Annotated in this window: 19 protein-coding genes; 5 read left to right on the forward strand and 14 right to left on the reverse strand. The window is 62.6% G+C overall.

The genetic code is table 11. The features are described 5' to 3' along the window. Positions 1–35: 35 nt before the first annotated feature. On the forward strand, positions 36–1,073 hold the full coding sequence (locus tag ACFO3E_RS04920) for an SMP-30/gluconolactonase/LRE family protein (RefSeq protein WP_380802855.1): 1,038 nt from the start codon (positions 36–38) through the stop codon (positions 1,071–1,073). Positions 1,074–1,082: 9 nt separating this feature from the next. On the opposite strand, the gene ACFO3E_RS04925 is transcribed toward ACFO3E_RS04920, so the two are convergent. The 8 genes from ACFO3E_RS04925 to ACFO3E_RS04960 form a co-directional block, all read right to left on the reverse strand. Beyond that, the gene (locus ACFO3E_RS04925) at positions 1,083–2,063 is read right to left on the reverse strand and encodes an NADPH:quinone oxidoreductase family protein (RefSeq protein ID WP_380802857.1); all 981 of its coding nucleotides are present in this window, start codon (positions 2,061–2,063) and stop codon (positions 1,083–1,085) included. Positions 2,064–2,066: 3 nt separating this feature from the next. Then, complete coding sequence (locus ACFO3E_RS04930) at positions 2,067–2,708, reverse strand: nuclear transport factor 2 family protein (RefSeq protein WP_380803069.1); 642 nt, start codon at positions 2,706–2,708, stop codon at positions 2,067–2,069. Between the two features lie 2 nt (positions 2,709–2,710). Continuing rightward, positions 2,711–3,718: an LLM class flavin-dependent oxidoreductase gene (locus tag ACFO3E_RS04935; protein WP_380802860.1), complete on the reverse strand. Its 1,008-nt coding sequence runs from the start codon at positions 3,716–3,718 to the stop codon at positions 2,711–2,713. A gap of 32 nt (positions 3,719–3,750) precedes the next feature. Further along, a complete protein-coding gene (locus ACFO3E_RS04940) occupies positions 3,751–6,147 on the reverse strand; it encodes a CaiB/BaiF CoA-transferase family protein (RefSeq protein ID WP_380802862.1) in 2,397 nt (798 codons plus the stop codon). Between the two features lie 148 nt (positions 6,148–6,295). Next, positions 6,296–6,952, reverse strand: coding sequence for a flavin reductase family protein (locus ACFO3E_RS04945; protein ID WP_380802863.1), 657 nt, complete (start codon positions 6,950–6,952; stop codon positions 6,296–6,298). 12 nt (positions 6,953–6,964) lie between these two features. Continuing rightward, entirely contained in the window at positions 6,965–7,774 is an 810-nt protein-coding gene (locus tag ACFO3E_RS04950; RefSeq protein WP_380802865.1) for an enoyl-CoA hydratase/isomerase family protein, read from the reverse strand. A 95-nt stretch (positions 7,775–7,869) separates the two neighbouring features. Continuing rightward, positions 7,870–8,604 carry a TetR/AcrR family transcriptional regulator gene (locus tag ACFO3E_RS04955; RefSeq protein WP_380802868.1) on the reverse strand — a complete coding sequence of 245 codons (735 nt, stop codon included), beginning with the start codon at positions 8,602–8,604 and terminating at the stop codon, positions 7,870–7,872. 178 nt (positions 8,605–8,782) lie between these two features. After that, positions 8,783–10,837, reverse strand: coding sequence for a PQQ-dependent dehydrogenase, methanol/ethanol family (locus ACFO3E_RS04960; RefSeq protein WP_380802870.1), 2,055 nt, complete (start codon positions 10,835–10,837; stop codon positions 8,783–8,785). 158 nt (positions 10,838–10,995) lie between these two features. On the opposite strand from ACFO3E_RS04960, the gene ACFO3E_RS04965 reads away from it, so the two are divergent. The 3 genes from ACFO3E_RS04965 to ACFO3E_RS04975 are packed head-to-tail and all read left to right on the forward strand — an operon-like array spanning position 10,996 to position 13,393. Then, entirely contained in the window at positions 10,996–11,766 is a 771-nt protein-coding gene (locus ACFO3E_RS04965; protein WP_066523951.1) for an enoyl-CoA hydratase/isomerase family protein, read from the forward strand. Positions 11,767–11,773: 7 nt separating this feature from the next. Next, entirely contained in the window at positions 11,774–12,202 is a 429-nt protein-coding gene (locus ACFO3E_RS04970; RefSeq protein WP_066523953.1) for a Zn-ribbon domain-containing OB-fold protein, read from the forward strand. A gap of 3 nt (positions 12,203–12,205) precedes the next feature. Further along, complete coding sequence (locus ACFO3E_RS04975) at positions 12,206–13,393, forward strand: thiolase family protein (RefSeq protein ID WP_066523955.1); 1,188 nt, start codon at positions 12,206–12,208, stop codon at positions 13,391–13,393. Here ACFO3E_RS04975 and glgX read toward each other — a convergent pair. From glgX to ACFO3E_RS05005, 6 genes are all read right to left on the reverse strand, one after another. Continuing rightward, a complete protein-coding gene (gene glgX / locus ACFO3E_RS04980; RefSeq protein ID WP_066523958.1) occupies positions 13,377–15,248 on the reverse strand; it encodes a glycogen debranching protein GlgX in 1,872 nt (623 codons plus the stop codon). The two genes, ACFO3E_RS04975 and glgX, sit on opposite strands and share 17 nt — an antisense overlap. Then, the gene (glgA, locus tag ACFO3E_RS04985; protein WP_066528501.1) at positions 15,245–16,693 is read right to left on the reverse strand and encodes a glycogen synthase GlgA; all 1,449 of its coding nucleotides are present in this window, start codon (positions 16,691–16,693) and stop codon (positions 15,245–15,247) included. Before glgA ends, glgX begins: the two co-directional genes overlap by 4 nt. 17 nt (positions 16,694–16,710) lie before the next feature. After that, entirely contained in the window at positions 16,711–17,970 is a 1,260-nt protein-coding gene (glgC, locus tag ACFO3E_RS04990) for a glucose-1-phosphate adenylyltransferase (RefSeq protein ID WP_066523959.1), read from the reverse strand. 49 nt (positions 17,971–18,019) lie between these two features. Next, positions 18,020–20,179, reverse strand: coding sequence for a 1,4-alpha-glucan branching protein GlgB (gene glgB, locus ACFO3E_RS04995; RefSeq protein WP_066523960.1), 2,160 nt, complete (start codon positions 20,177–20,179; stop codon positions 18,020–18,022). A gap of 19 nt (positions 20,180–20,198) precedes the next feature. Continuing rightward, a complete protein-coding gene (locus ACFO3E_RS05000; protein WP_066523962.1) occupies positions 20,199–22,664 on the reverse strand; it encodes a glycogen/starch/alpha-glucan phosphorylase in 2,466 nt (821 codons plus the stop codon). Positions 22,665–22,767: 103 nt separating this feature from the next. Beyond that, positions 22,768–23,967 carry a serine hydrolase domain-containing protein gene (locus tag ACFO3E_RS05005; RefSeq protein WP_380802877.1) on the reverse strand — a complete coding sequence of 400 codons (1,200 nt, stop codon included), beginning with the start codon at positions 23,965–23,967 and terminating at the stop codon, positions 22,768–22,770. Between the two features lie 146 nt (positions 23,968–24,113). Here ACFO3E_RS05005 and ACFO3E_RS05010 point away from each other — a divergent pair, with 146 nt between their 5' ends. Further along, a complete protein-coding gene (locus ACFO3E_RS05010; RefSeq protein ID WP_066523965.1) occupies positions 24,114–24,626 on the forward strand; it encodes an RNA polymerase sigma factor in 513 nt (170 codons plus the stop codon). Positions 24,627–24,630: the final 4 nt, after the last annotated feature.

Below are 24,630 nucleotides of genomic sequence, written 5' to 3' on the forward strand. Positions count from 1 at the left end.
ATGTACGAACGGGATGGAGGGAGACCATATTACCCATGGTCGGTCGGCGAGACCTGCTCTTGGGCGGTGCCGCCATGATGCTCTCCGGTTGCGCGCAAGGGACCAGGCCCGGCCGACCAACCGCGCCCGAGCCGCTAAGCCTGTCCGATTTCACGCTGGCTCGGGGCAATCTGGACGCGCCTGAGGGGATAGCGAGCAGTCCCGATGGCCGCCTGTTCGTATCCAACGGCGGTGGCGCGATCGGCATATTGGAACCGGACGGCACTCTCCGCCAGATCGGCAAGCCCCTCGCCCCCAATGGCGTGGCGGTGGACCGCGAAGGCCGCATCATCGTCGCCAATATGGGCCTGCTCAACAAAGGGCCGGGACCATTGCAGCGGATCGATGTTACGACCGGTACGGTTGAAACGCTGGTGTCGGAACTCGAAGGGCGGCAACTGGTCGCCTCCAATGGTCCGGCCACAACCCGCGACGGCGACATCTATTGCTCTCACAGCAGCTGGGGCCCAATCGGCAATATTGGTACAACCACGCCTGCCGGGTTCATCTACAGAGTCTCGCCGAACGGCACAGCTTCGATCGTCGCCCGCAATCTGCGCGGCGTTAACGGCATCTGTCTCGATCGGGACGAGCGCCATGTCTATGCTTCGCTGACTGCGGAAGGACGCATCCGACGCTGGCTGCGGCAGGCGGATGGATCGCTCACTGATCCGCAGGATTACGGCCCGCAACTGGGCACCGTGATCCCCGACCATCAGGCCAGGGACATTCGCGCCATGCCGACCGCAGAGCGTGCGAACCTTGGCTATTGCGACGGCATAGCCTTCGATCAAGCGGGGAACCTCTGGGTCACCCTGCCCTTCGCCAACCGCATCGCCGCTATCACGCCGGACGGGCAAAACGTCGATATCGTCGATGATCCAGAGGGCAAGATCCTCTCCAGCCCGACCAATCTCTGCTGGGGCGGTGCGGACCTGCGCGACCTCTATGTCGTCTCCCGGGCGAGTGGTATGGTGGTGAAGGCCCTGACGGATGTGAAGGGCCTACCGCTGGCGAACTGGCCCAGCGATTGAGCAGGGGCTTTAGGCAGCGACCTCGATCACAATCTTGCCCTGGACCTTCCGATCCATCATCCAGCGGATCGCCTCCCGGCTTTCCTCAAACGGAAAATGCTTGCTGACTTCGGGCCGCAATCCGCCCTCCGCATACCAGGCGTAAAGCTGCGCCATATTCTCCGCATGAATCTCCGGCTCCCGGCGGCTGTGCATGCCCCAGGTCACTCCCACGATGGAGGCCGTCTTCACCAACGGCAGGTTGAGAGGAATCGCCGGGATCGTCCCTGCCGCAAAGCCCACCACCAGATAGCGGCCATCCCAGCCCATCGTGCGGAATGCGGGCTCAGCCAATGCGCCGCCCACAGGATCGAAAATCACATCGACGCCGCGATCCCCGGTCAACGCCTTCACCGCCTGCTTGAGGTCCGTTTCACTATAATTGACCGCCTGATCCGCTCCGTGCGCACGAGCCAAGGCCAGCTTTTCGTCCGTTGAAGCAGCCGCGATCACATGCGCGCCCATCAGCTTGCCGACCTCGACGGCAGCAAGGCCAACTCCGCCCGCCGCGCCGAGCACCAGCATCGTCTCCCCCGGCTGCAACCGTCCACGCTGGCGCAGGCCATGCAGCGCGGTCGCATAGACCATCGTGAATCCTGCCGCGACGGCGAACTCCATGTCGTCGGGGATCACAGTCGTCCGGAAAGCAGGCGCAATCGCATATTCGGCAAAGGCGCCTTCGAAGGGGATCGTCGCGACCCTGTCCCCCACGCGAAGTCCGGTGACGCCCTCTCCCACCGCGTCCACGACACCCGCCGCTTCACTCCCTGGAATGAAGGGCAACGGCGGCTGCCGTTGATAGAGGTTCTGGATCATCAATGCGTCAGGGAAGTTGACGCTCGCCGCCCTCACCCGAAAGCGTACCTCACCCGGCCCGGGCTCCGGCACCGCAACATCGCGGAACTGCAACTCTTCCGGCGGCCCATGATGCTCGCACATCAAAGCGCGCATAGATCAGCTCCCCAGAAACTGTTGGCGCATCTTGTAATAATCGTCGCTGGGATATTTCTCGCTGTGCTGCCCGGCAGGCCACTGCGCATAGGTGGTTTCGGACGGGAAGGCAGGCGAGGTATAATCCGAAAGCCCTCGCCGCCGGATGATCTTCCACTCGCCGTTGCGCCGCTCCAGATCGTCCAGATAGCGCCCTTGGAAGAACACATCTTCCTCTCCCGTGCCGTCCTTCCGTTGACGCCGATGCTGCGCGAAATAATAGCATTCGGAAAATGCCCTGTTGCCCCTCACCTCAACCGACACATTCGAGATGTGGTGGCAGGCATATTTGAGGCCCGAGATGATCTTGAACGCGAAGGCCGCGAAGTCCGAAGATTTGCCCTCGAACTTCCCATGCTTATGCGTTGATTCCGGCCAGAAGAGTGACCGCAGCAACGCCTTGTCGGCCCGGTCATTGGCCCGCGCATAGGCATAGAGCAGCTCTGTAATCGCCTGCTTGGACTCGATCACGTCCAAACGATCGGCCACGCTGCCCGCCGGCCTGCCTCTGCCCTGTACGCCCCCTGCCGAAGCCTGGCTCGCCGCCAAGCCGAAAGGAACCGCCAGCAGCGCTGCCAGCGTCCCGCGACGATTGCTTTCCTCCATGCTCACTCTCCCGGATTTTCCAGCAGCCCCGGCTCGGCCCTCAGCCTCGGCAGAACTTCCTTTTCGAATAGGCGCAAACTCCGCCAGGAGACTTCCGGATCAAGCCCGCCGAGCAGCGCATGGAAGGTCACAGCCGTACCCCGGCCAAGCTCCTTCAGATATGCGAAGCATTCATCCGGCGTCATCACCTTAATATTGGGCATGGCCTTCAGGCCCTCGACCGTCTCCGCCGCACTGTAGCGGGTCTGCCCGGTGCCACGCTCCTTGGCCCATTCCGCATAAGTGTTGGTCGCATAGGCGATATGCGGCGCGACCAGAGGCCAGTCGCGATCGGGATCATCCGACACATAAAGGAAGCTCGCTGCAGGCTTGCGCAATTCCTCCGGCGGTCCGAAGCCCGCGTTCGCCCGCTCCTCCTTGTAAAGCGTAAATAGGTCGGGGTGACCCGGGAAATATTGATAACCGCCCTTGGCGGCGCGGATCGCAGACTTGTCGGTCGATCCGCCCATGTAGATCTTGGGTCCACCTGCCGTCGCAGGGGCCGGCGTCACTCGCACGGTTCGCCCGCGAAACTCAAACGGCTCGCCGGTCCATGCGCTCTTCAACGTCGCCATCGCCTCATTCATGATGGCGAGCCGCTTGGTGATGTCGCGATCGAACATCTCGAACTCATGCGGGCGATAGCCCATGCCCGCCGTCAGCCAAATCCGTCCCGGCGCGATATTGTCCAGCACCGCCAAATCTTCCGCCAACCGCAGCGGATCGTGCATGGTCACCACCAGTGCCGACAGATGCGCCACGATCTTCTCGGTCGCCCCAAGAATAGAGGCCGCCTGAACCATCGAGGAAGGGCAATATCCCCCTTCAGCACCATGATGTTCCGCCAGAAAAACCTGCGTGAAGCCCAGCTTGTCGGCCCATTTCGCCTGCTCGATCGCGGTGCGGTAGAGCACAGGATGCGGCGCCCCAAAATCGGGCCGGTTCATGTCGTAGCGAAGGTTCAGTTGCACCTTCCGGTTCCTCTCTTGTCTCTTATATCTGGTCAGGCCGCCGAAACACGCGACTGGATGCGACCCGTGATGTCCGCCGCCTGCATCGCCTTCTTGCTTTCGATCAGCGCATCTATCTGTTCTTCACCATAGCCTGCCTCGCGCAGCACCTGCCGCGTATGCTCGCCCAGGCGCGGCGCTGATCCCTTCGCGAAGCTCGGCGTGAGGCTGAAATGCATGAAGCTGCCGAACTGGCGGACATGGCCATACATGGAATCGAAATTCTCAATCACCCGGTTGCTGGCGACCGCCCAATCCTCCCACAAAGCCTCGCGGACCCAGCTCGTCTCCCGCGCGATTTCGCAAGGCGCGCCCGCCGCATCGAGAAGGGCGAAAGCTTCCTCGCTATTCTTTTGCGCGAAGAAGGGTTTCAGCGCTTCCATCAGCGCCGCATCATTGGCGGATCGGTCGCGCGCCGTGGCGAAACGCGGATCGCTCAGCCATTCCTCACGTCCCACAGCCTTGGCCAGCGCGACGAAACGCTCGTCCTGGCGGCAACTGATGCACAACCAGCCATCGGTGGTCCGATAAATCCGGTCGAGCGCGTTGAACCCCGCCTGGTCCTTGTCGAGCCGGAAGCCGTAAACAACCTTCTTGTCGGCATCGAGGAAATGCTCCGAGGTTGTCCACAGGCTCGAATGCAGCTGCGGAATCTCGATATAATCTCCCTTCCCACTGATCGCGCGATGCTCCAGCCCCATGAGGATGCCGGCAGCGCCCAGGAAGCCGTTATTATAATCCTCATTGCCAAACACGGCGCGGGTCGGCGGATTGCCCTCCCCCCCGCCTTCGTACAGCAAGCCTGTCCAACCGGACACGAGCGGCGCGAAGCTCTTCAGCAGCGACTTGGGGCCCTTGGAGCCATAGCCGGGGAGATAGACGTAGAGCAGGCGCGGATTGATCTTCGAAAGCGCCTCATAGCCGATGCCGAGCTTGTCCGCTTTGCCGGGGCGCAGATTATGCGTGACCACATCGGCCTCCGCGACCAGTTTCAGCGCCGCCTCCAGCGCCTCGGGGTCCTTGAGGTTGAGGACGATGTCGCGCTTCCCCCGCTGGGCCGCATCGAAACAGTCGGGCAGCGGCCGCATCTGGTCGCCTCCGGGCGCCTCCACCTTGATGACGTCCGCACCCAGATCGGACAGCAGCCGCCCGCCATAACCGACCGCGAAGAAGGAGGAGAAATCGATGACCTTGATCCCCTCCAATGGCCGCTCCAAAGGCTTTCCGTCCGCAGCAAGCGCAGCCCGCCGCCGCCCGATCAACTCGCCAAGCGCGCCATTGTCCGCGCCCACCGCTGGGGCCGGACGCGGCGCGGCGGTCGGCGTATTGGCCATGCGCACGGCGGGCGCGGCCTGGTAGATCGTCCCGAAGTCGGGATCGGGCAACGCAACCCGCTGCCCGACAAACTCCACCTGCTCGTCCAGCAGCACTTCGGCCGGTTCCAGCACCGGCAGCGCCGCCACATCCGCCGCTTGGAACAGCTTGATCCACTCTGCGCGCGTCTTGGTCTTGAACGCCTCGAATATCTCGACGCGAGCGATATTATATTCGTCGTCGGTCAGCGGCACGGACATCTCGGGCGCCGTCACGCGCTGCACCCGGTCGCCAAAGCCCAGCAAGTCCATCGCGGCCTTGAAACCGCCTTGCCCGCCAGTGTGCATCTGCAGATGAAGACCGTCGTGACACTCGAACATGCCGGTGACAAGCCGGGTGCGCCCAAAGCGGTCGACCGCGCCCGAGTCCCCCGCCTTGATGTAGCTGATCCCCTCTTCCTGCCACCAATTGTTCATCGGCGACTGAGCGATCATGGCGTCAAGCAGCGAGGCTTCCACCCGCTGCCCCTTGCCGATATGCCGCCGCGCCCGCACCGCAGCCAGCGCCCCGATCACGCTCAGGAATGCCTGGCCATAATGCAGCGCCGGATGCCCAAGATAGACGGGGCCCGGCCGGAAGGAACTGGACCGGTCGATCATCGTGCCCAGCCGCGCCGCCGCCAGCGATTCCCCATAAGGCCGGTCCGCGAAGGGCGTATCGGCGCCATAAGCCGTCAAAGCGCAGACGACGAGTTCAGGAAAGTCGCGCTCCAGCGCCTCGCGATCCAGACCCAACGCCGCTGCATCCTTCTCCTCCAGCGCATGGATGAAGATGTCCGCTCCGCCCAGCAGCCCCCGCAGCGATTGAAGGTCCGCTGCATCGCCTACGTCCAGTTCAACGCTGCGCTTGGACCGGTCCCAACTTTTGCGCGTCAAGTCATGAGCGAACCAGTTGCCGCCCTTCGGCTCGACCTTCACCACCTCTGCGCCATGATCGGCGAACAGCATGGCGGCGATGGCGACGGGCATCTGGTCCGCCAGTTCGATGACGGTCAGATGATCCAGGGGACCGGGCATCTATTCTCTCCTAAGGCGGTCGGCACCGCCCCTTATCTATACGGATATTATCTGCCGCACTCTCCGGCACAGGCCGCGAAAAATGCTCATGGGTATAAAAACACCAGTTCACCCTAAGCGCAAGTAATTTTGCACTATGGGTTTGATTTCATTCCGCAGCCTTGGGCCGCCCTGCCGCCAGCCGCAACGGATCGTAGCGCGGCCGCTCCATCTGAAAGCTGTCGCTGTTGCGGACATACCATCCGCTGCCGTGGGTGCGGCCGATCAATTTCATCGCCGGGGTATCGAAATAGACGCGCTCCCGATCGCTGATAAACTCGTCCTTGATGTGAGCCATCAAGATTTCCCCGATCACCACAGTCTGAAACGATCCAATGTCGAGCGCCGTGACCTTGCGACATTCGAAACTCACAGGGCTGGTCGCAATCCGGGGCGGCTTCACAACAACGCTGGGCGCTGTTTCGACGCCCGCATAGTCGATCTCGCTCACCTCGGCGGGCGCATCGACGCTGCACAGGTTCATGACCTCCGCATCCGCTTCGCACACCAGGTTCACGACGAACTCCCCCGTCGCGATGATGTTACTGGCGGTATTCTTCAGGCCCCGCGAAGCAGGTTCCTTCAGCAGTCCCAGCACCACCAGTGGCGGTTCCGTGCCTACGCAATTAAAGAAGCTGTAAGGGGCGGCATTGATGATGCCGTCCTGCGACTGGCTGGTGATCCAGGCGATGGGGCGCGGCGTGATCGTCGAATTGACGATCTTGTAACGGGTGACCATCGGCACCTCACGCATGTCGAACTGCATGGATAGCCTCCCCTACTGCGCCGCTTTTGCTGCAGCCTTGGCCGCCGCTCGAGCCCTGAATTTTTCCCGCGCGCGTGGCACTTCCTCGCCCGCCTGACAGCTGTGGCAATAAACCAGCTCCAGCGCATGGGTTGCCGCCAGATCACCGCTCTCGGCCTGATTGAGCAACCGCTTCGTCAGTTCGACCGCGTGACGGTTACCGCTGCCGATCGTCTCCCCCAGCGCCAGCGCTTCGCCAACCGCCGTGCCCGGCGTCACTAAGCGGCTGACAAGCCCAAGCGCCAGTGCTTCGCCAGCATCCAGCGTTCGCCCGGAAAAGATGATCTCCGCCGCTCTTGCCCGCCCAAGCTGGCGCATCAAAAACCAGGCCGCGCCGCCATCGGGGACCAGCCCGAACTCCAGGAACGGCGCACCAAATAGCGCATTTTCCGCCGCGAAGATCATATCGCAGGCCATGGCAAGGCTCCACGATACGCCGAAGGCGCCGCCCTCCACGGCCGCGACGGTGGGGATCGGCAAAGCCCGAACCCGGCTTATGATCCGCTGCCCCATCTCCAGACGCGCGGCCAGCGCCAGCGCGCCCTCACCGCGCGCGGGAGGCAGCTTCACATCACCGCCGTTGCTGAAATATCCCTCCGCCCCGCTGATGATCAGCATCCGCGCAGGCGTCGCATTTTCCAGGGCGTCGAGCGCCCCGGAAAACTGCTCCCACATGGCGAAGGAAACGGTATTCTTCGCGCGCGGCCGATTGAGGATGATGTGCGCCACACCCCTGTCGTTCAGTTCGAACAGCAATTCGGGGGCATCGCTCACCGCGTTCATCCTTCGCTCTCCATTCCGCGCATCTTTTCGGGGCGCGGAAACTGCCTAACCGACCCGCGCCTCCTCATCAAGTAAAATTGCATCTATGTGCAAATTCACGCTGCAATGGCCTTGCTACGCTGGGGCGCGGGCAGCGCATCGATTCCGCGTTCGGCAATGTCCTTGATCAGCGTCTCGACCTCCTTGCGCGCGTTACCCTTCAACGCGCCGAGCACGCAGATCAGATAACTGCTGACCAGCCTAACGATCACGTCGTCATCGGGGATTCGGCCCTGCGCCCAGTCATTGATCGTCGCATATTCGAAACGCACCAGATCATCGACCAGCTTGTCCACCTCCACCCAGGGCTGCAGCTGCTTCTTCGCCTCCAGCACCTCTATCCACTGGCGGTTATGGTGGATCGCGGGCGAGTGCATCGCCGTCCAGATGTCATGGTCAACGTCCGAACTGAAATAGAGCGCCATGATCGCTTTGATATAGTTGCGGATTTTCCGATTGCGCTGGACGACGGAAACCATGCGCTCCAGATTGTGCTGCATCGTTCCAGGCGCGCTCGAATAAGGGATCTTGCCAACATATTCGTCGAAATATTCCTGGATTGCCGATGCGATCATCCGCTCGCGGGTCTGGAAGGCGTTGTAGAGGGTCCGCTTGGCGACCCCGGCACGCTGCCCGATCTCGTTCATGCTAAGCGCGGCGATGCCCTGTTCAGCGATTACCTTGCGGGTCTCTTCCAGTATCCGCTTGCGCCGTTCGATGATCGCGGGGCTGGAATAGGTTTGCGGCCGATCGCCCACATCCTTCAGCACCGGCTTGTCCTTGGTCGTCAAAATGCGTCGTCCTCATTATCTCGCCAATTCATGCGGACGCTCATAATAGCGACAATGCATGAACGTGCAAATTTCCCGGTGAGCGACTGCTTACCTAGACAAAGAAGCCCCGCTCCGCCGTCAGGCGAAGCGGGGCCATCGGCTGCCCGCAGGGAGGTCGGGCAGGCCAGGGGAAACATCATTTGGCCTGCTGGGCGCTTTCCCGCGCCCGCTGACGAATATAGTGGCGCAGCCCTTCCAACTCGGCGTCGGTCAACTGAGCGAAGGAACCCATGCCCCGCGCCATCAGCGCTCCGTCTCGCACCACAGAGGTGAAGGTTTCCGCATCCATGGGAACCGCCGACTTGCGCAGGTCAGGCGCCGCACCGCCAGCCATCATCCCCGAACCATGGCAGATGACGCAGGAGCCGTTATAAATGCCAGCTCCGACCTTTGCCTTGCCCGGGTCGATGACGAACGCAGGATCATCCTGGATCGGGTCGTCCACGGGTTCGAAAGCGGGCAATTTCTTGACGCCGCCGATGGCGAAGGTCAGTAACCGCCGCTGCTGCTGGCGATAGTCCCAGTTGGGCGAGTTGGGGAAACTGCTGCGAAATCCGGTGATTACGCTCACATATTGCTTCCCACCGACAGTATAGCTGATCGGCGCCGCCAGCATCCCGTTCTGCACCGGATAGGACCACAGCTTGCGCCCGTTCGCGGCCGAATAAGCGTTGAGGTTGCCGTCATTGGTGCCTTGGAAGATCAGCCCGCCGCCCGTCGCCAGCGTTCCGCCGTTGAACACGCCGGGTTGCGGCACTGACCAGGCGATCTTGTTGTTCGCAACGTCGAAGGCGACCAGCTTGCTCGATGCGGTCGGCGGCACGAGATTGGCGGGAGGAGCCCCAAGGCCGGTATTGACGAACATGCCGGGCTTATACTGCCACTCCTTGACGTTCGGCGGATCGACAAACACGCGCCCGCCTTCCATCACCGGGATGTAGCTCAGCCCCGTCTTGGGGCTGAACGACATGGCCTGCACGCCGTGCGCCCCATTGGGGAAGGGGTACATGAGGAAAGGCTTGCCCCCTGGATATTGGGCTTCCGGATTGATTTCCGGCCGTCCCGTCACAGGATCGATCCGCTTCGCCCAGTTCTGCTTGGCGAACTCTCCTGCGGAGATCAGCTTCCCATTCTGTCGGTCGATGACATAGAAAAAGCCATTTTTAGGCGCATGGATCAACACGGACCGCTGCTTGCCGCCGATCATCATGTCGGCCAGTTCGATGTCCATCGCATTGTTGAAGTCATGGCTGTTTTCCGGGTTCACCTGATAATGCCAGACATATTCCCCGGTCTTGGCATTCAGCGCCACGATCGAAGAAAGATAGAGATTATCCCCACCGCCCGGGCTGCGGATCTTCTGATTCCACGGCCAGCCATTGCCGGTGCCGAGATAAATGCGATCATATTTCGCATCATAAGCCATGGCGTGCCAGACAGTCCCACCGCCGCCGAACTTCCACCATTCGCCGGTCCAAGTCTTGGCGGCCGCCTCCATCGCCTTGTTTTCGAAACCCTTAGCCGGATCGCCGGGCACGACATACCAGCGCCACGCCTTCTTGCCCGTCTTGATGTCATAAGCCGTCACATAGCCGCGTGTCGGGCTATAATCCGCGCCGCCAAAGCCGACGACTACCTTGTCCCCCGCTACCCATGGCGGACCTGTGATATAGCCGTTCTCCGCTTCATCCAGCGTCTTGGCCGACCAGAGCGGTTTCCCCGTCTTCGCATCGACGGCGACCAATCGCCCTTCACGCGTGGCGGTGAATAGCACGCCATCCTTATAGGCGATGCCCCGCGTGCCCCAGCCTGCGCGGAGCCGCCACTTAGCCTCTGGCTGGCTCGCCACGTCGGGATCATATTGCCACAGCAGTTTGCCGGTCCGCGCATCCACCGCATGAATGACGCTAAGCCCCGCCGCGAAATAGACGACGCCGTTGACCGCGATCGGCTGAGTATAGCTGTCGAAGGTGTCGATGTCGTAGGATGACACCAGCCCGAGCTTTCCGACATTCTGCTCAGTGATTTCCTGCAGCGGGCTGTAATGCTGCTCCTTGTCATCACCGCCATAGGTCGACCAGTTGACCGTAGCCGCTGCTGGAGCCGCGCTTTGCGCCGAATATGAGGAGATGCCCTCGGCCAGCGCCAGAATCGCAGCGCCAGCCACCAGAGCGGAAACTCTTCCCTTCATCGGTCCTATCCTTGTTTTCGCGCCCTCAAGGGTCGCATCTTTTATTGCACCATCGTGCAATATTTATGACTTGTCAAGCGACGGCAGATCATCATAATATTGCACCAAAGAACATATTTAGGAGAGGATCCCATGGGCAGGTCCAGTGGAGCCGTGCGATGACCATTCGCGCCGCCAGGGATGGTCCCGTTGCCATCATCACGATCGACCAGCCCGGCCGGATGAACGCCTTCACCATGGAGATGCGCGAGCAGCTCTGGCGTCAGTTTGAAGATCTGGCGGAGGATGATGGAGTCCGCGCGATCATCCTGCGCGGGGAGGGCGAAAATTTCTGCGCAGGGGCAGATACTGGCGATATGGGCGCGCAATCCACCGGGGCTTTCCTGCGCCGGATGCGCTGGCTGCACCGCATGATCCGTTCGATCACCGCCATTCGCAAGCCGGTGATGGCCGCCGTGGACGGGGCCTGCGTAGGCGCGGGCTGGAGCATTGCGCTCGCCTGTGACTTCGTCCTTGCAACGCCGCGCGTTCGTTTCTGCCAGAGTTTCGGCCGCATCGGCTATGTTCCAGACGCCGCCGCGGTGTGGCAGCTCAGCCGCCTGATCGGCGTCATGCGCGCCAAGGAGATCGTCTATTCCAGCCGCATGGTGGAGGCCGACGAAGCGCTGCGCCTCGGACTTCTACTCGACATCGTCCAACCTCAGGCCCTCATGGACGAAGCGCTGACTCTCGCCCGATCGCTCGCCGCAGGGGCCCCGCTGGCGATCGGCATGGCCAAGCGCCAGTTCGAGGCCGCCCATGCCCTCTCGCTCGATCAGTTTCTAGAGCTGGAATTCAACATGCAACCTTTGATGGCCACGACGAGCGACCATCAGGAAGGGCTCTCCGCCGCCCGCGAAAAGCGGCCACCTCTCTTTGAGGGAAAGTAGCAGGACCATGACCGCAACCGCCACGACCCAGCGTCCCCTTCCCGTCCCCGATACGCTGTCCACCCCCTTCTGGGCAGCAGCGCGCGATCATGCGCTTCATATGCAAAGATGCGACAGCTGCGGCCATATGGCCTACCCGCCGGAGATCGCCTGCCGCGCCTGCGGGGGCGACCATCTCCACTTCGCGCCGGTATCGGGCCGCGCCACGCTCCACAGTTGGACAGTGCTGCATGAAGCACCGGCTCCGGGTTTCCGCGATCGCCTGCCGCTGATCCTGGCCGTCGTCGAGTTGGAGGAGCAGCCTGGGCTCCTCATGAGCACCAACCTTGTCGATGCAGATCCCGCCGCGCTTCGCATCGGCATGCCCCTGCGCGCTTGGTTCGAAAATATCACCGACCAGTGCGCACTTGTCCAGTTCCGCCCGGCGGGCCGCTGATCGATGTGGGCGCATCGCAACAAGGTGGCGGTCGCTGGCGTCGGATACAGCAAGCTTGAGCGGCGCTCCGGCCGGACACTCGCGGCGCTGACGCTGGAGGCGTGCGACGCCGCTCTTGCCGACGCGGGGCTGTTACGCAGCGACCTGGATGGCATCGCCACATCGCCCTCCATGCCTCGCTATGGCGGCAGGAAAGGCGTCGATGAAGGGATCGACATCGTCACCCCCTGGTATCTCGCTGACCTGCTGGGCGCTGCGGGCCGGGTCCAATGGATCGGCTCCACCAACGGCATGGTGACGCAGAGCCTGATCGACAGCGCTCTGGCGATCATCGCGGGACTTTGCGATCATGTCCTGGTCTATCGGTCTCTCCATGTGCCGGAGGGCCGCTATGTCAATTTCGACACGGCCCATGCCGTGGGGACTGACCAATATCTCGCCCCTTACGGCTTCAGCATGCCACCCGCATGGGCCGCAGTCGTACTGCGTCGCTATTTCGAGCTTCATGGCTATGACCGGCGCGACTTCGCCCATTATATCGCCGCCAACCGCGCCAATGCCCAGCGTAATCCCCACGCCTATTGGCGCGGCAAGAGCCTATCCGAAGCGGACTATATCGACGCCCGCATGATCGCCGACCCGCTCTCCATCCTGGACTGCGACATACCCGTCGATGGCTGCTGCGCCCTCATCCTGACCTCTGCCGAGCGGGCACGCCACCTGCGCCAGCCGCCCGCCCTGCTTACAGGCTTCGCCGCGTCCGCCTATCAGGGCGCAAGTGGCACCCCGATGAACCTGGAAGACATGTGGAGCGGTGCGCGCGCTTTGGGCCGCCGGCTGTGGGACATGACGGGCCTCACCCCCGCCGATGTGGACACGGCTCAACTCTATGACGGCTTCAGCGTGCTGGTCCTCACCTGGCTGGAGGGCATGGGCTTCTGCCGCGATGGAGAGGGGCTGGGCTTGTTGCGTGACGGATACGGCGATCTGGACGGCAAGCTGCCGATCAACACCGGCGGCGGAGCACTTGGGGAGGGTCGCCTGCACGGCATGACGCAGCTTGCCGAAGCGGTAGCGCAAGTCACTGACCGTGCAGGCGTTCGCCAAGTTCCCGGCGGCGCCTGCGCCCTCGCCACCATTTCCAACGGCCTGGCGAAATCGACCGCGTTCCTGTTCAGCCGAGACAGCTGACCGATCGCGCAGCCACTTCCAGATTCTCGCCCCCGACCCTGAACAGGCAGCTCTCGTCCGTCCCATTGATGCACAGAGTAAAGCCCGACTTGCGGTAACGCACCACCAGCCGCCTGCGCCGGGCTTCTTCCCATTGTACCGGACTGAGCGGCCGCCCCTCCTCGTCCAGCCATTCCACATCATCGTCGGTCAGCAATGCAGGATCAGCAAGCTCCGTCCGATAGGCCCGCAGCGCCGCCATGGTGAAGGCATGCTCCTCAATCTCTGCATCGCGTGCAGCCCAATCGACCCAGCCGATGGGATTGTCCTGCGCATAGGCATTGTTGTTCCCCTGCTGGCTACGGCCGAACTCGTCTCCCGCCGTCAGCATGATCGTCCCGCGCGAACAGAAGAGCGTGGACAGCAGAGCCTTGACGTCACGCCGCCGCGCGGCCGCGACAGCGGGATCATCGCTCACTCCCTCGACGCCGTTATTCCAGCTGAAATTCTCCCCATGGCCATCACGATTCCGCTCGCCATTGGCCTCATTATGCCGCTGCTCATAAGCGGTAAGATCGGCGAGGGTGAAACCATCATGCGCCGCGATGAAGTTGACGGTTCTGCTGCTGCCCTCACCGCCGAACAGGTCCGAAGAACCAGCCAGCCGCGTGGCAAGTGGCCCCAGCATCCCCGCATCCCCGCGCCAAAACCGCCGCACATCATCCCGATAGCGATCATTCCATTCGATCCACGGCTCGCCGAACCGCCCCAGCTGATAGCCGCCGGGCCCAATGTCCCATGGCTCCGCGATCATCACCCGGTCGCTCAGCACTGGGTCGTCCCGCATTGCGCGCAACAATGGTGCATCCGGGTCGAAGCCTTGGGGCATCCTCCCCAGCGCGGGCGCCAGATCGAAACGGAACCCATCCACTCCCGCCTCTGTCACGAAATAGCGCAGCGACGACAATATCATCTCCTGCATCACCGGATGATTGCAATCGATACTGTTGCCGGTGCCGGTGTCGTTGATCAGCCGCCCATCGCCTGCATGCCGGAACGCACCCCGCGCATCCAGGCCGCGCATCGACAGCGTCGGCCCCAGCGCATCGCTTTCCCCATCATGATTATAGACCATGTCCAGGATCACGCCGATCCCGGCCGCGTGCAGCGCCTCCACCGCCCGGCGCAGCTCCGCCATGCCGCCCGGAGCCAGTCGAGGGTCGAGCGCGAAAAAGCTCACCGGATTATAGCCCCAGGCGTTCCGAAGCCCCAGCGGCCCAAGATGCCGCTCATCGATCCAGGCGGTGATGGGCATCAATTCCACTGCGCTGACATGCAGCCGCCGCAGATGATCGATGATCGCGGGATGCCCAAGCGCCGCTACCGTCCCGCGCTGCGCCTCCGGCACATCGGGATGCAGCATCGTGAAACCGCGCACCTGCAATTCGTAAATCAGCCCGCCCCGCTGGAACATAGGCGGCGCTAGATCGACCTTGGGCAGCGGCTCCACCACCACCCCCTTTGGCATCAACGCCGCCGTGTCGACCCCGTCCAATCGGGGCGCGGCAAGTCGCGGATCATAGACAAAGGGCCGATCGATCGCCCGCGCATAGGGGTCCAGCAGCAGCTTGGCTGGGTCGAACCACAGACCTGCCCCCGGTTCATAAGGTCCGTCGGCGCGCAAGCCATAGCGCGCGCGCGCGCCGACGCCCGGCACATCGAGCGACCAACTTTCCTCACCATCCCGTTCCATGGCGATCCGGGTCTCGCGATCCCCGGCATCGAACAGGCACAGCCACAGTTGCGTAGCATCAGGCGACCGTACCCGAAAATGCGTGCCGCGCTCGCCAGCCTGCGCGCCAAATGCTGCCGTCACGCCGCGCCCTGCACGAGCGAACGGAACAGTCCGGCATATTGCGCCGCGCTATGCGTCCAGGAAAAGTCAGACCGCATGCCTGCCCGCTGCATCGCTTGCCAACCGGCTTTATCCCCATGCAGCCGGATCGTCCGCGCGATCCCGCCATGCAGCGCCAGCGGATCGGATGGCGCAAACACCACGCCCGTCGCGACCCCCGCTCCAACCGCAGCCTCATTGGCGTCGATCACCGTGTCGGCCAACCCACCGACCCGCGCCACCACGGGCACGCAGCCATAGCGCAGCCCATATAGCTGGGTCAGTCCGCACGGCTCGAAGCGAGAAGGAATGAGGATCGCGTCTCCCCCTGCCTGCATCAGATGCGACAGCGGCTCGTCATAGCCGATATGCGCGCCCACCCGACCGCGATGCCGCTCGGCCGCAGACAGGAAAGCCCCCTCCAGCGGATGGTCGCCCGCCCCCAGCACCGCCAGTTTGCCGCCAAGCCCCACCAAATGATCGATGGCGTCGGCGACCAGGTCCATGCCTTTCTGCCAGGTCAGTCGGCTGACGATGATGAAGATCGGCGCATCGTCCCGGTCCAGCCTGAAATGCTTCTCCAGCGCCCGCCGGTTGGCCGCTCGCCCGCCCAACGCCCTGCTCGTATAGCGCCGCGCGATCAACTCATCGGCTGCGGGGTCCCAGATTGCCGTGTCGATACCATTCAATATGCCGTGCAGCCGGTCAGCACGCCCGTTGATCAACCCGTCCAGCCCCATGCCTTGCGTCGGCGACCTGATCTCATCGGCATAGGTAGGGCTGACCGTAGTGATCGCATCGGCAGACACCAAACCGGCCTTCAAATAGCCGATCCCGCCATAATATTCGACGCCGTCCATTCCCCACGCTTCAGGCGGTAGCCCGAGGCCCGCGAACACATCCGCGCCGAACCGGCCCTGAAAGGCCAGGTTGTGGATCGTCACCACCTTGGGCACTCTATGAGCCGGGCCGAAGCGCATATAGGCGGCCGTCATCGCCGCCTGCCAATCATGAGCATGCACCAGATCGGGCCGCCAGCCCTTCACGCCATCTTCCGCTATATCCGCGCCGACCCGCGACAATGCGGCGAAGCGGCGCCAGTTGTCGGACCAATCGGTCCCGCTTAGGTCGCCATAAGGCCCGCCTTCCCGCTTGAAGAAGTCTGGCGCGTCCAGCACCAGCAAGTCCAACTCGCCCACCTTCGCAGCCAATAACGCGGCGGAAGCGCCGAACAGCGCTTCATAGCGCCGAACGGTCTTCGTCTTCCCCAGCTTTGAAAGAACGGAAGGATAGCCAGGCACCAGCGTCCGCACGCCTATGCCATGTTCCGCCAACGCGCCCGGCAAGGCCCCCGCCACATCGGCCAGCCCCCCCGTCTTGATCAGCGGATAGATTTCGGACGCGACCGAAAGAACCTGCATCGCCACTATCTTGCCCAAGCGCCTCAGCCTGCCAGCCGGTCGATCATATATTGCGTGATTAGACACACACCATTGTCCGATCGCCGAAAGCGCTGTGCATCATGTTCGGGGTCTTCGCCAACCACCAGCCCCGGCGGGATGACCACTTCGGAATCGAGCACGCATTTATGCAATCGCGCACCCCGGCCGATCACGCAGTCCGGCATGATGATGCTCTCCGTAATGGACGAGAAGCTGTGCGTGCGCACTCCGGAAAAAAGCAGGCTTTTGTGCAGCGCGGACCCCGACACGATGCACCCGCCCGCAATAAGCGAAGAGGTCGCGGACCCGCGCCGCCCTTCCTCATTATGCACGAACTTGGCCGGAGGCGTGACTTCCGAATAGGTCCACAGCGGCCAGTTGCGGTCATATAGGTCCAGCGACGGCACCACTTCGGTCAGGTCGATATTCGCCTGCCAATAGGCGTCCAGCGTTCCCACGTCGCGCCAATAGGGCACCGGCTCGCTTTCGGCCCGCACACAGCTGCTTGAAAAGCGATGCGCCACCGCTTTCCCATGCTTGACGATATAGGGGATGATGTCGCCCCCGAAATCGCGCTTGCTGTTGGGGTCATCGGCATCCCGCCGCAATTCCTCGATCAGAAAGCGGGTGCGGAAGACATAGATGCCCATCGACGCCAGCGCCATCGCCGGGTTGCCCGGCATGCTCGGCGGCTTCTTGGGCTTTTCGACAAAGGCTGTGATGACGTCATTCTCATCGACATGCATGACGCCAAAGCCCGTCGCATCGCGCAGCGGCACCTCCAGGCACCCGACGGTGACGTCAGCGCCACTATCGACATGCTGCTGGAGCATTAGCTCATAGTCCATCTTATAAACATGGTCGCCCGCCAGAATGACCATATATTCGGGAGCATAGCTTTCGATAATGTCGATATTCTGGAACACGGCGTCCGTCGTGCCTTCGTACCATTGGCTTTCCGATACGCGCTGGCTGGCGGGCAAGATGTCGAAGCTTTCGTTGCGTTCCGGCCGGAGGAAATTCCACCCGCGCTGCAAGTGCCGGATCAGCGAATGGGCCTTATACTGCGTCGCCACGCCCATGCGCCGGATGCCACTGTTCAGCGCATTGGACAGCGCGAAATCGATGATGCGCGCCTTGCCGCCGAAATGCACCGCAGGCTTGGCGCGCCGGTCGGTCAGTTCGGCAAGGCGGCTGCCGCGTCCGCCTGCCAGGACATAGGCCATGGCGTCGCGCGCGATCGGCTGGTTTCTGGCTTGCATAGGGCTCCTCTCCTTCATGCCCGCGACCGCCTTCGCGCGTTCGTCGGTCTCAATGGTCCAGTTCCAGCATCAGGGTCGCCAGCGGCGGGATGTTGATCTCCGCCCACCCATCCTCTGCAGCGAAGACGGACCCCAGATTCCCCGTCCCGCTGCCGCCATAGTCGGCCGCATCGCTGTTCATAATTTCCCGCCAGCGCCCGCCGGCCGGCAGGCGGATGCCATAACCCTGCCGCAGCATCGGCGTGAAATGGCTGATGACGACGATGGGCGCTTCACCCGGCGCGCGCCGCGCCCAGGCGAAGACCGAATCCGCCGCCGCATCCACGAGTACCCATTCGAACCCTTCCGCCTCGCAGTCGCGGGCATGCAGCGTCGCGCGGGAGCGGTAGAGCCGGTTCAAGTCACCCACCAGCCGTTGCACCCCCTGATGCGGCGCATGGTCCAGCAGATGCCAGTCCAACGCGCGCGTCTCGCTCCACTCCTCGCGCTGGGCGAATTCCTGCCCCATGAACAGCAGCTTCTTGCCCGGATAGCCCCACATCATCGCATAATAGGCGCGCAACGTAGCGAACTTCTGCCAGTCATCCCCCGCCATCTTGTGCAGCAGCGACGCCTTGCCATGCACCACCTCGTCATGGCTCAGCGCCAGCACGAAATTCTCGGTAAAGGCGTAGAGCAGGCCGAAGGTTATATCGTCATGATGGTGGCCCCGATGCACCGGATCGCGCGCCAGATAGCGCAGCGTGTCGTGCATGAAGCCCATATTCCATTTGAACCCGAAACCTAGCCCGCCCTCATGCACCGGATGCGAAACCTTGGGCCAACTGGTCGACTCCTCGGCAATCGTCATGACGCCGCGATGCGTGCCATATAGCGCCTTGTTCATCTGCTGGAGGAAATCGACCGCCTCTATATTCTCGCGCCCGCCCTGCGCATTGGGAATCCACTCCCCATCCTTGCGCGAATAATCGAGGTACAGCATCGACGCGACCGCATCCACGCGCAGGCCATCGACATGATAGCGCTCGGCCCAAAACAGCGCATTGTTGATCAGAAACTGCGCGACCTCCCGCCGACCAAAATTGTAGATCGCGGTATTCCAGTCGGGGTGAAACCCCTTGCGCGGGTCCTCATGCTCATAGAGCGCCGTGCCGTCGAAGCGCGCCAACCCGTGCGCATCGGTGGGGAAATGCGCAGGCACCCAATCCAGGATCACGCCAACCCCCGCTCGGTGCGCGCCGTCGATAAACCGCGCAAAGCCATCCGGATCACCAAAGCGCGCGGTCGGCGCATACAGGCCAGTCGTCTGATAGCCCCAGCTTGGATCATAGGGATATTCGCTGATCGGCAGGAACTCGATATGGGTAAAGCCCATGCCCACGACATAGGGGATCAGCCGGTTCGCCAGTTCGTCCCAGCTCAGGAAATGCCCATGCTCATCCTTCTGCCAGGACCCGGCATGAACTTCATAGATTGAGACAGGCTCGCGGCGCGGGTCTGCCTTCGCCCAATGGTCGCGGTGCCGCTCGTCGCCCCATTGGTGATCGGGAACGCCCGCGACGATCGATGCGGTCGAAGGCCGCAATTCCGACCGAAATGCGAAGGGGTCGGCCTTCAGCGGCAACAGCTTGCCGTCCGGCCCCATGATCTCAAACTTGTAGGGGCTGCCCGGCCCCACCTCCGGCAGGAAAATCTCCCACACCCCGGCATCCTGCCGCCGCCGCATCAGGCCCCTGCGCCCGTCCCAGCGGTTGAAGTCTCCCATGACCGACACCCGCTGCGCATTGGGCGCCCAAACGGCGAAATGCGTGCCCTCCACCCCTTCATGGGTGATCAGATGCGCGCCCATCTTGTCGAACAGGCGGCCGTGCGATCCTTCAGCGAAATAATAATCGTCCAGCGGCCCCAGCACCGGGCCAAAGCCATAAGGATCGATCATCCGATATTCGCCGCCATCGGCATAGCTGGCGTGATAGCGCAAAGGCTGGCGCTTTCTGATCGACACCTTGCCTGAAAACAGCCCGCGCGGATCCACCTGCGTCAGTGAACCGGCTTCCTTGCCGTCCAGCCTGTAGGCCGTCACGCTGACTGCTTCGGGCAGCAGCACGCAGGCAGTAAAGCCGTTGCCCGCCGGATGAACGCCAAGCGTCGCGAAAGGATCGTCCTCACGGCCTTCCAGCAGCCGGGCGATCTTTTCCGGAGTCAGCACCGCGGCGCGCAGCCCGTCATCACAGCACCTTCCAGATATCCGTCGCATATTCACGGATGGTCCGGTCCGACGAAAACCATCCCATCCGCGCGACATTATGGATCGCCATCTTGGCCCATTTCGCCTGATCGCGCCAGATGGCATCTACCTTTCTCTGGGCGGCTGAATAGCTGTCGAAATCGGCCGCCACCATGAACCAGTCATGGTCGTAAAGCCCCTGGATCAGGTCGCGATAGCGGTTCGGCTCGTCCGGCGAAAAGACACCGCTGGCGATAGCCTCCAGCGCCTGCCCCAGTTCGCGGCTCTGCGCGATCACGTTGCGCGGATCATGACCCTGGGCCCGCCGTTCGTTCACCTCCTGCGCGGTCAGGCCAAAGATCACGATATTCTCTTCGCCGACATGGTCGCGCATCTCGACATTGGCGCCGTCCAGCGTGCCGATGGTCAGCGCGCCGTTGACCGCGAACTTCATGTTCCCGGTGCCGGACGCCTCCATGCCCGCGGTCGAAATTTGCTCCGACAGGTCCGCTGCGGGGATCATCATCTCAGCCAGCGAAACATTGTAATTAGGCACGAACTGCACCTTCAGCAGCCCCTGCACCGCAGGGTCGTGATTGACCGCCCGGGCGACGTCTCCCGCCAGCTTTATGATCAGCTTGGCATTATGATAGCTCGGCGCCGCCTTGCCACCGAACAGCTTCACGCGCGGCACCCAGTCCCGCTCGGGATGCGACCGGATTTGATCGTATAGCGACACCGCTTCGATGATGTTGAGCAGTTGGCGCTTATATTCGTGGATGCGCTTGATATGGATGTCGAACAGAGCCGCCGGATCTATCCGCGCGTTCACGCGCTGCTTCAGAAGGTCCGCCAGCGCCACCTTGTTGGCGCGCTTTACTGCAACGAACTTCTCCTGAAAGGAGGCATCGTCGGCAAAGCGATCCAACTCCCGCAGCGCCTCCGGATCGTCCATGAACCGGTCGCCGATCGCCTCGCGGATCAACCCGAAAAGCCCCGGATTGCATTGCATCAGCCACCGGCGGAAGGTAACGCCATTGGTCTTGTTATTGATCCGCGCTGGATAGAGCCGGTGGAAATCGGCGAACACCGTTTCCTTCATCAACTCGGTATGCAGCGCCGACACGCCATTGACACTATGCGATCCGGCAAAGGCCAGGTTGCCCATCCGCACCCGCCGCTCGCCGCCCTCATCGATCAGCGATATACAGCCGATCGCCCGGTCGTCGAAGTGACCCGATCGCCGTGCCTCGCCCAGCAACCGGCTGTTGACGGCATAGACGATCTGCATGTGCCGGGGCAGCAGCCGCTCGAACAGCGGCACCGGCCAACTCTCCAGCGCCTCGGGCAGCAGCGTGTGGTTGGTATAACTGAACGTCCGCCGCGTCACGTCCCAGGCTTCGTCGAAATCCAGGCCGTGATCATCCAGCAGGATCCGCATCAGTTCAGCAACCGCCACAGCGGGGTGGGTGTCGTTCAGCTGGATCGCGGCCTTGTCCGCCAGCGTGCTGATGTCGCCGAAATATTGGATGTGCCGCCGCACTATGTCCTGCAGCGAAGCGGAGGAGAAGAAATATTCCTGCCGCAGCCGCAATTCCTGTCCGGCAGGCGAACTGTCCGCAGGATAAAGCACCCGCGTCAGCGCCTCCGCCCGGTTGCTCTCGGCCAGCGCGCCCAGATGGTCGCCCGCATTGAAGCGGTCGAGCAGGATCGGGTCGATCGGCTGCGCCTCCCACAGCCGCAGCGTGTTGACCCGCTTGCCCCTCCATCCCACGATCGGCGTGTCATAGGGCGTGGCGATCACGCGTTCCGTGGGTCGCCAGTGCATCTGGTGCAGCCCTGCATCCGCACCCTCCGCCGGGTCCACCCGTCCGCCGAAGCCGATCTCGTAACTCGCCTCGCGCCGCTCGAACTCCCATGGATTGCCATGCGTCAGCCAGGTCTCCGGCAGTTCCACCTGCCAGCCGTCCGAAATTTCCTGCCGGAACATGCCGTTCACATAGCGGATGCCATAGCCATAAGCTGGCACGTCCACCGTCGCCATGCTCTCCATGAAACAGGCCGCCAGCCGCCCTAGGCCCCCATTGCCCAGCGCCGCGTCGGGTTCCAGCGCCGCTATGACGTCCAGGTCCACGCCCAATGAATTGAGCGCCGCCTGCACCTCGTCCAGCATCTCCATGTTGGACGCCGCATCGCGCATCAGGCGGCCGATCAGAAATTCCAGGCTCAGATAATAGACCCGCCGCCCTTGTTCCTCGTAGGTTTTCTGGGTCGAGGCGATCCAGGCGTCGATCACGCGGTCGCGGATCGACAGGATCACCGCATGCAACCAGTCGTGGGGCTTTGCAGCCTCCGCATTTTTGCCGATGCGATAGGTCAGCCGCTCGACGATCTCATGGGCCAGCGCCTGTGGATCGACTTGCCGGGGCGCGGGCTTGGGAAGGGTGGTGTTGCCCTTGAGGTTCATGATTGGCGTCCCCTTGGCTGAATCCGGCCCCGATGATGGCACAGGCTCCTCACCCTCGCCAACAGCAAATTTTGCAGCGCAGCATGATCCTTATGATTGTGGATCAGCCCCGCCGATCACGGATTGCCGCGCGTACGCCCTCGCGCAGCTGGCGGCGCACCGGATAGGCGCTCGATGGCAGATGTTGTGTCAACAAAAGGCCGATAATGCTCTCGCGCGGATCGATGAAGAAGAAGGTCGAAAACACCCCGCCCCAGAAATATTCTGCCGTCTTGAGATCGGTCGCAAAGCCGAGGCCGAAGCCAACGCCTGCATAATCCGCCTCGCTGAACATTGACGATGAGTGACGGGCAAGATCACCGCCGCCCGGCAGATGGTTGGCACGCATGCTGGCGACCGTCGCGGGCTTGAGAAGGCGGACGCCATCCAGTTCGCCGCCCCGCAACAGCATCCGGGCGAACCGATTATAATCCGCTGCGGTTGAGATCAGCCCGCCGCCCCCTGAGTGGAATCGAAGCTTACGCCTCCATCCGCTGCGCGCACCACGGTCGTAAAGCGACAATCGGCCGTCCTGATCCAATTGCCAGGCGTCCGTCATCCGCTCTACCTTCTCCTCGGGCAGCTCGAAAAATGTGTCCATCATGCCGAGCGGACCGAATATGCGCTGGGATAAGAAGGCATCAAGGGGAAGGCCACTCAGCCGCTCCACAACCACGCCCAGCACATCGGTGGAAACAGAATAATTCCACCGCTCGCCCGGCGAAAATTCCAGCGGCAGCCCAGCCAGCGCTTCGATGAATTCGTCCGCACTGCGCTTCTGCTGAAATTCGTCCAACCCCAATTCGCGATAACGCGCATCGATCGAGGTTTGCCGCTGAAGTCCGTAGGTCAGGCCGGACGTATGCCTTAGCAAGTCGATCATCCGCATCGGCTGCCGCAACGGCCGCCCATCCGTCCCCACGCGCAGCTTTGAAAATTCCGGCAGGACATGGGTCACCGGATCGTCCAGCGCAACAAGCCCCTGTTCGACCAGCATCATGAAGGCGGCGGAGGTCACCGGCTTTGTCATCGACGCGATCCGAAACAGCGAGTCATCCACCAACGGTTCCTGCGTCGCGCGGCCGACCCCGCTCACATGCGACAGCAGCACATGTTCGTCCCGCGAGACCAGTAGTTGCAGATGCGGAAGCTTGCCCGTCGCGACATAATCGGCGTGCAGCGCGCAAGCTAAAGCATCCAATCGCACCGGGTCCATGCCCGCGGCCTCCGCTGCCGCTACGTCAACCTGCGTCCTCGCCTGCATCCTGCCTCCAAACCGGCTCCTTATTGTCCGCTAAAGCAGCGCGAACTGCAGGACAATGGCGGCGTCGGCTTTCGCTTGTCCATTGCCAAAGCCCTGCGCTGCCCTCTATCTCAACCTGCCTTCACCTGCACGGGACCCAATAGGGCATGGCCAGCGGCCTATCTGCGATATTTCTGAACAACCGCCCCGCCTTGCTGCGATTCCTGCGCGCGCGCGGCGCGGGCGACGATGCCGAGGATTTGCTGCAGGACATGTGGATGAAATTGGAGTCGAAGGACCTCGGCCCCGTCTCCGATCCGTTGCCCTATCTCTACCGCATGGCCAACAATCTCATGCTGGACCGTTATCGCTCAGCCACCCGGCGCGAGCGGAGGGAGCAGCATTGGGCGGAGGGCGGCGGTGGTGTGATGGCTGACCCAAGCGAAGACATCGCCGTCGATGAAAGGCTCATTCTCGCCCAGCGCCTGGAAGAGGCCGAAGCCGTGCTGCACGGCCTTGGTCCCCGCGTCGAACTGGTGTTCCGCCGCTTCCGCATCGAAGGCGTCGGACAGCGCCTCATTGCCGAGGAATTGGGCGTCAGCCTGACCACCGTGGAGAAGGATCTTCAAAAGGCTTATCGCGCGCTTATCGCACTCCGGCAAAGGCTGGATACGGAATGAGCGG

The sequence above is a fragment of the Sphingobium tyrosinilyticum genome (assembly GCF_042654265.1).
GTDB lineage: Bacteria > Pseudomonadota > Alphaproteobacteria > Sphingomonadales > Sphingomonadaceae > Sphingobium > Sphingobium tyrosinilyticum.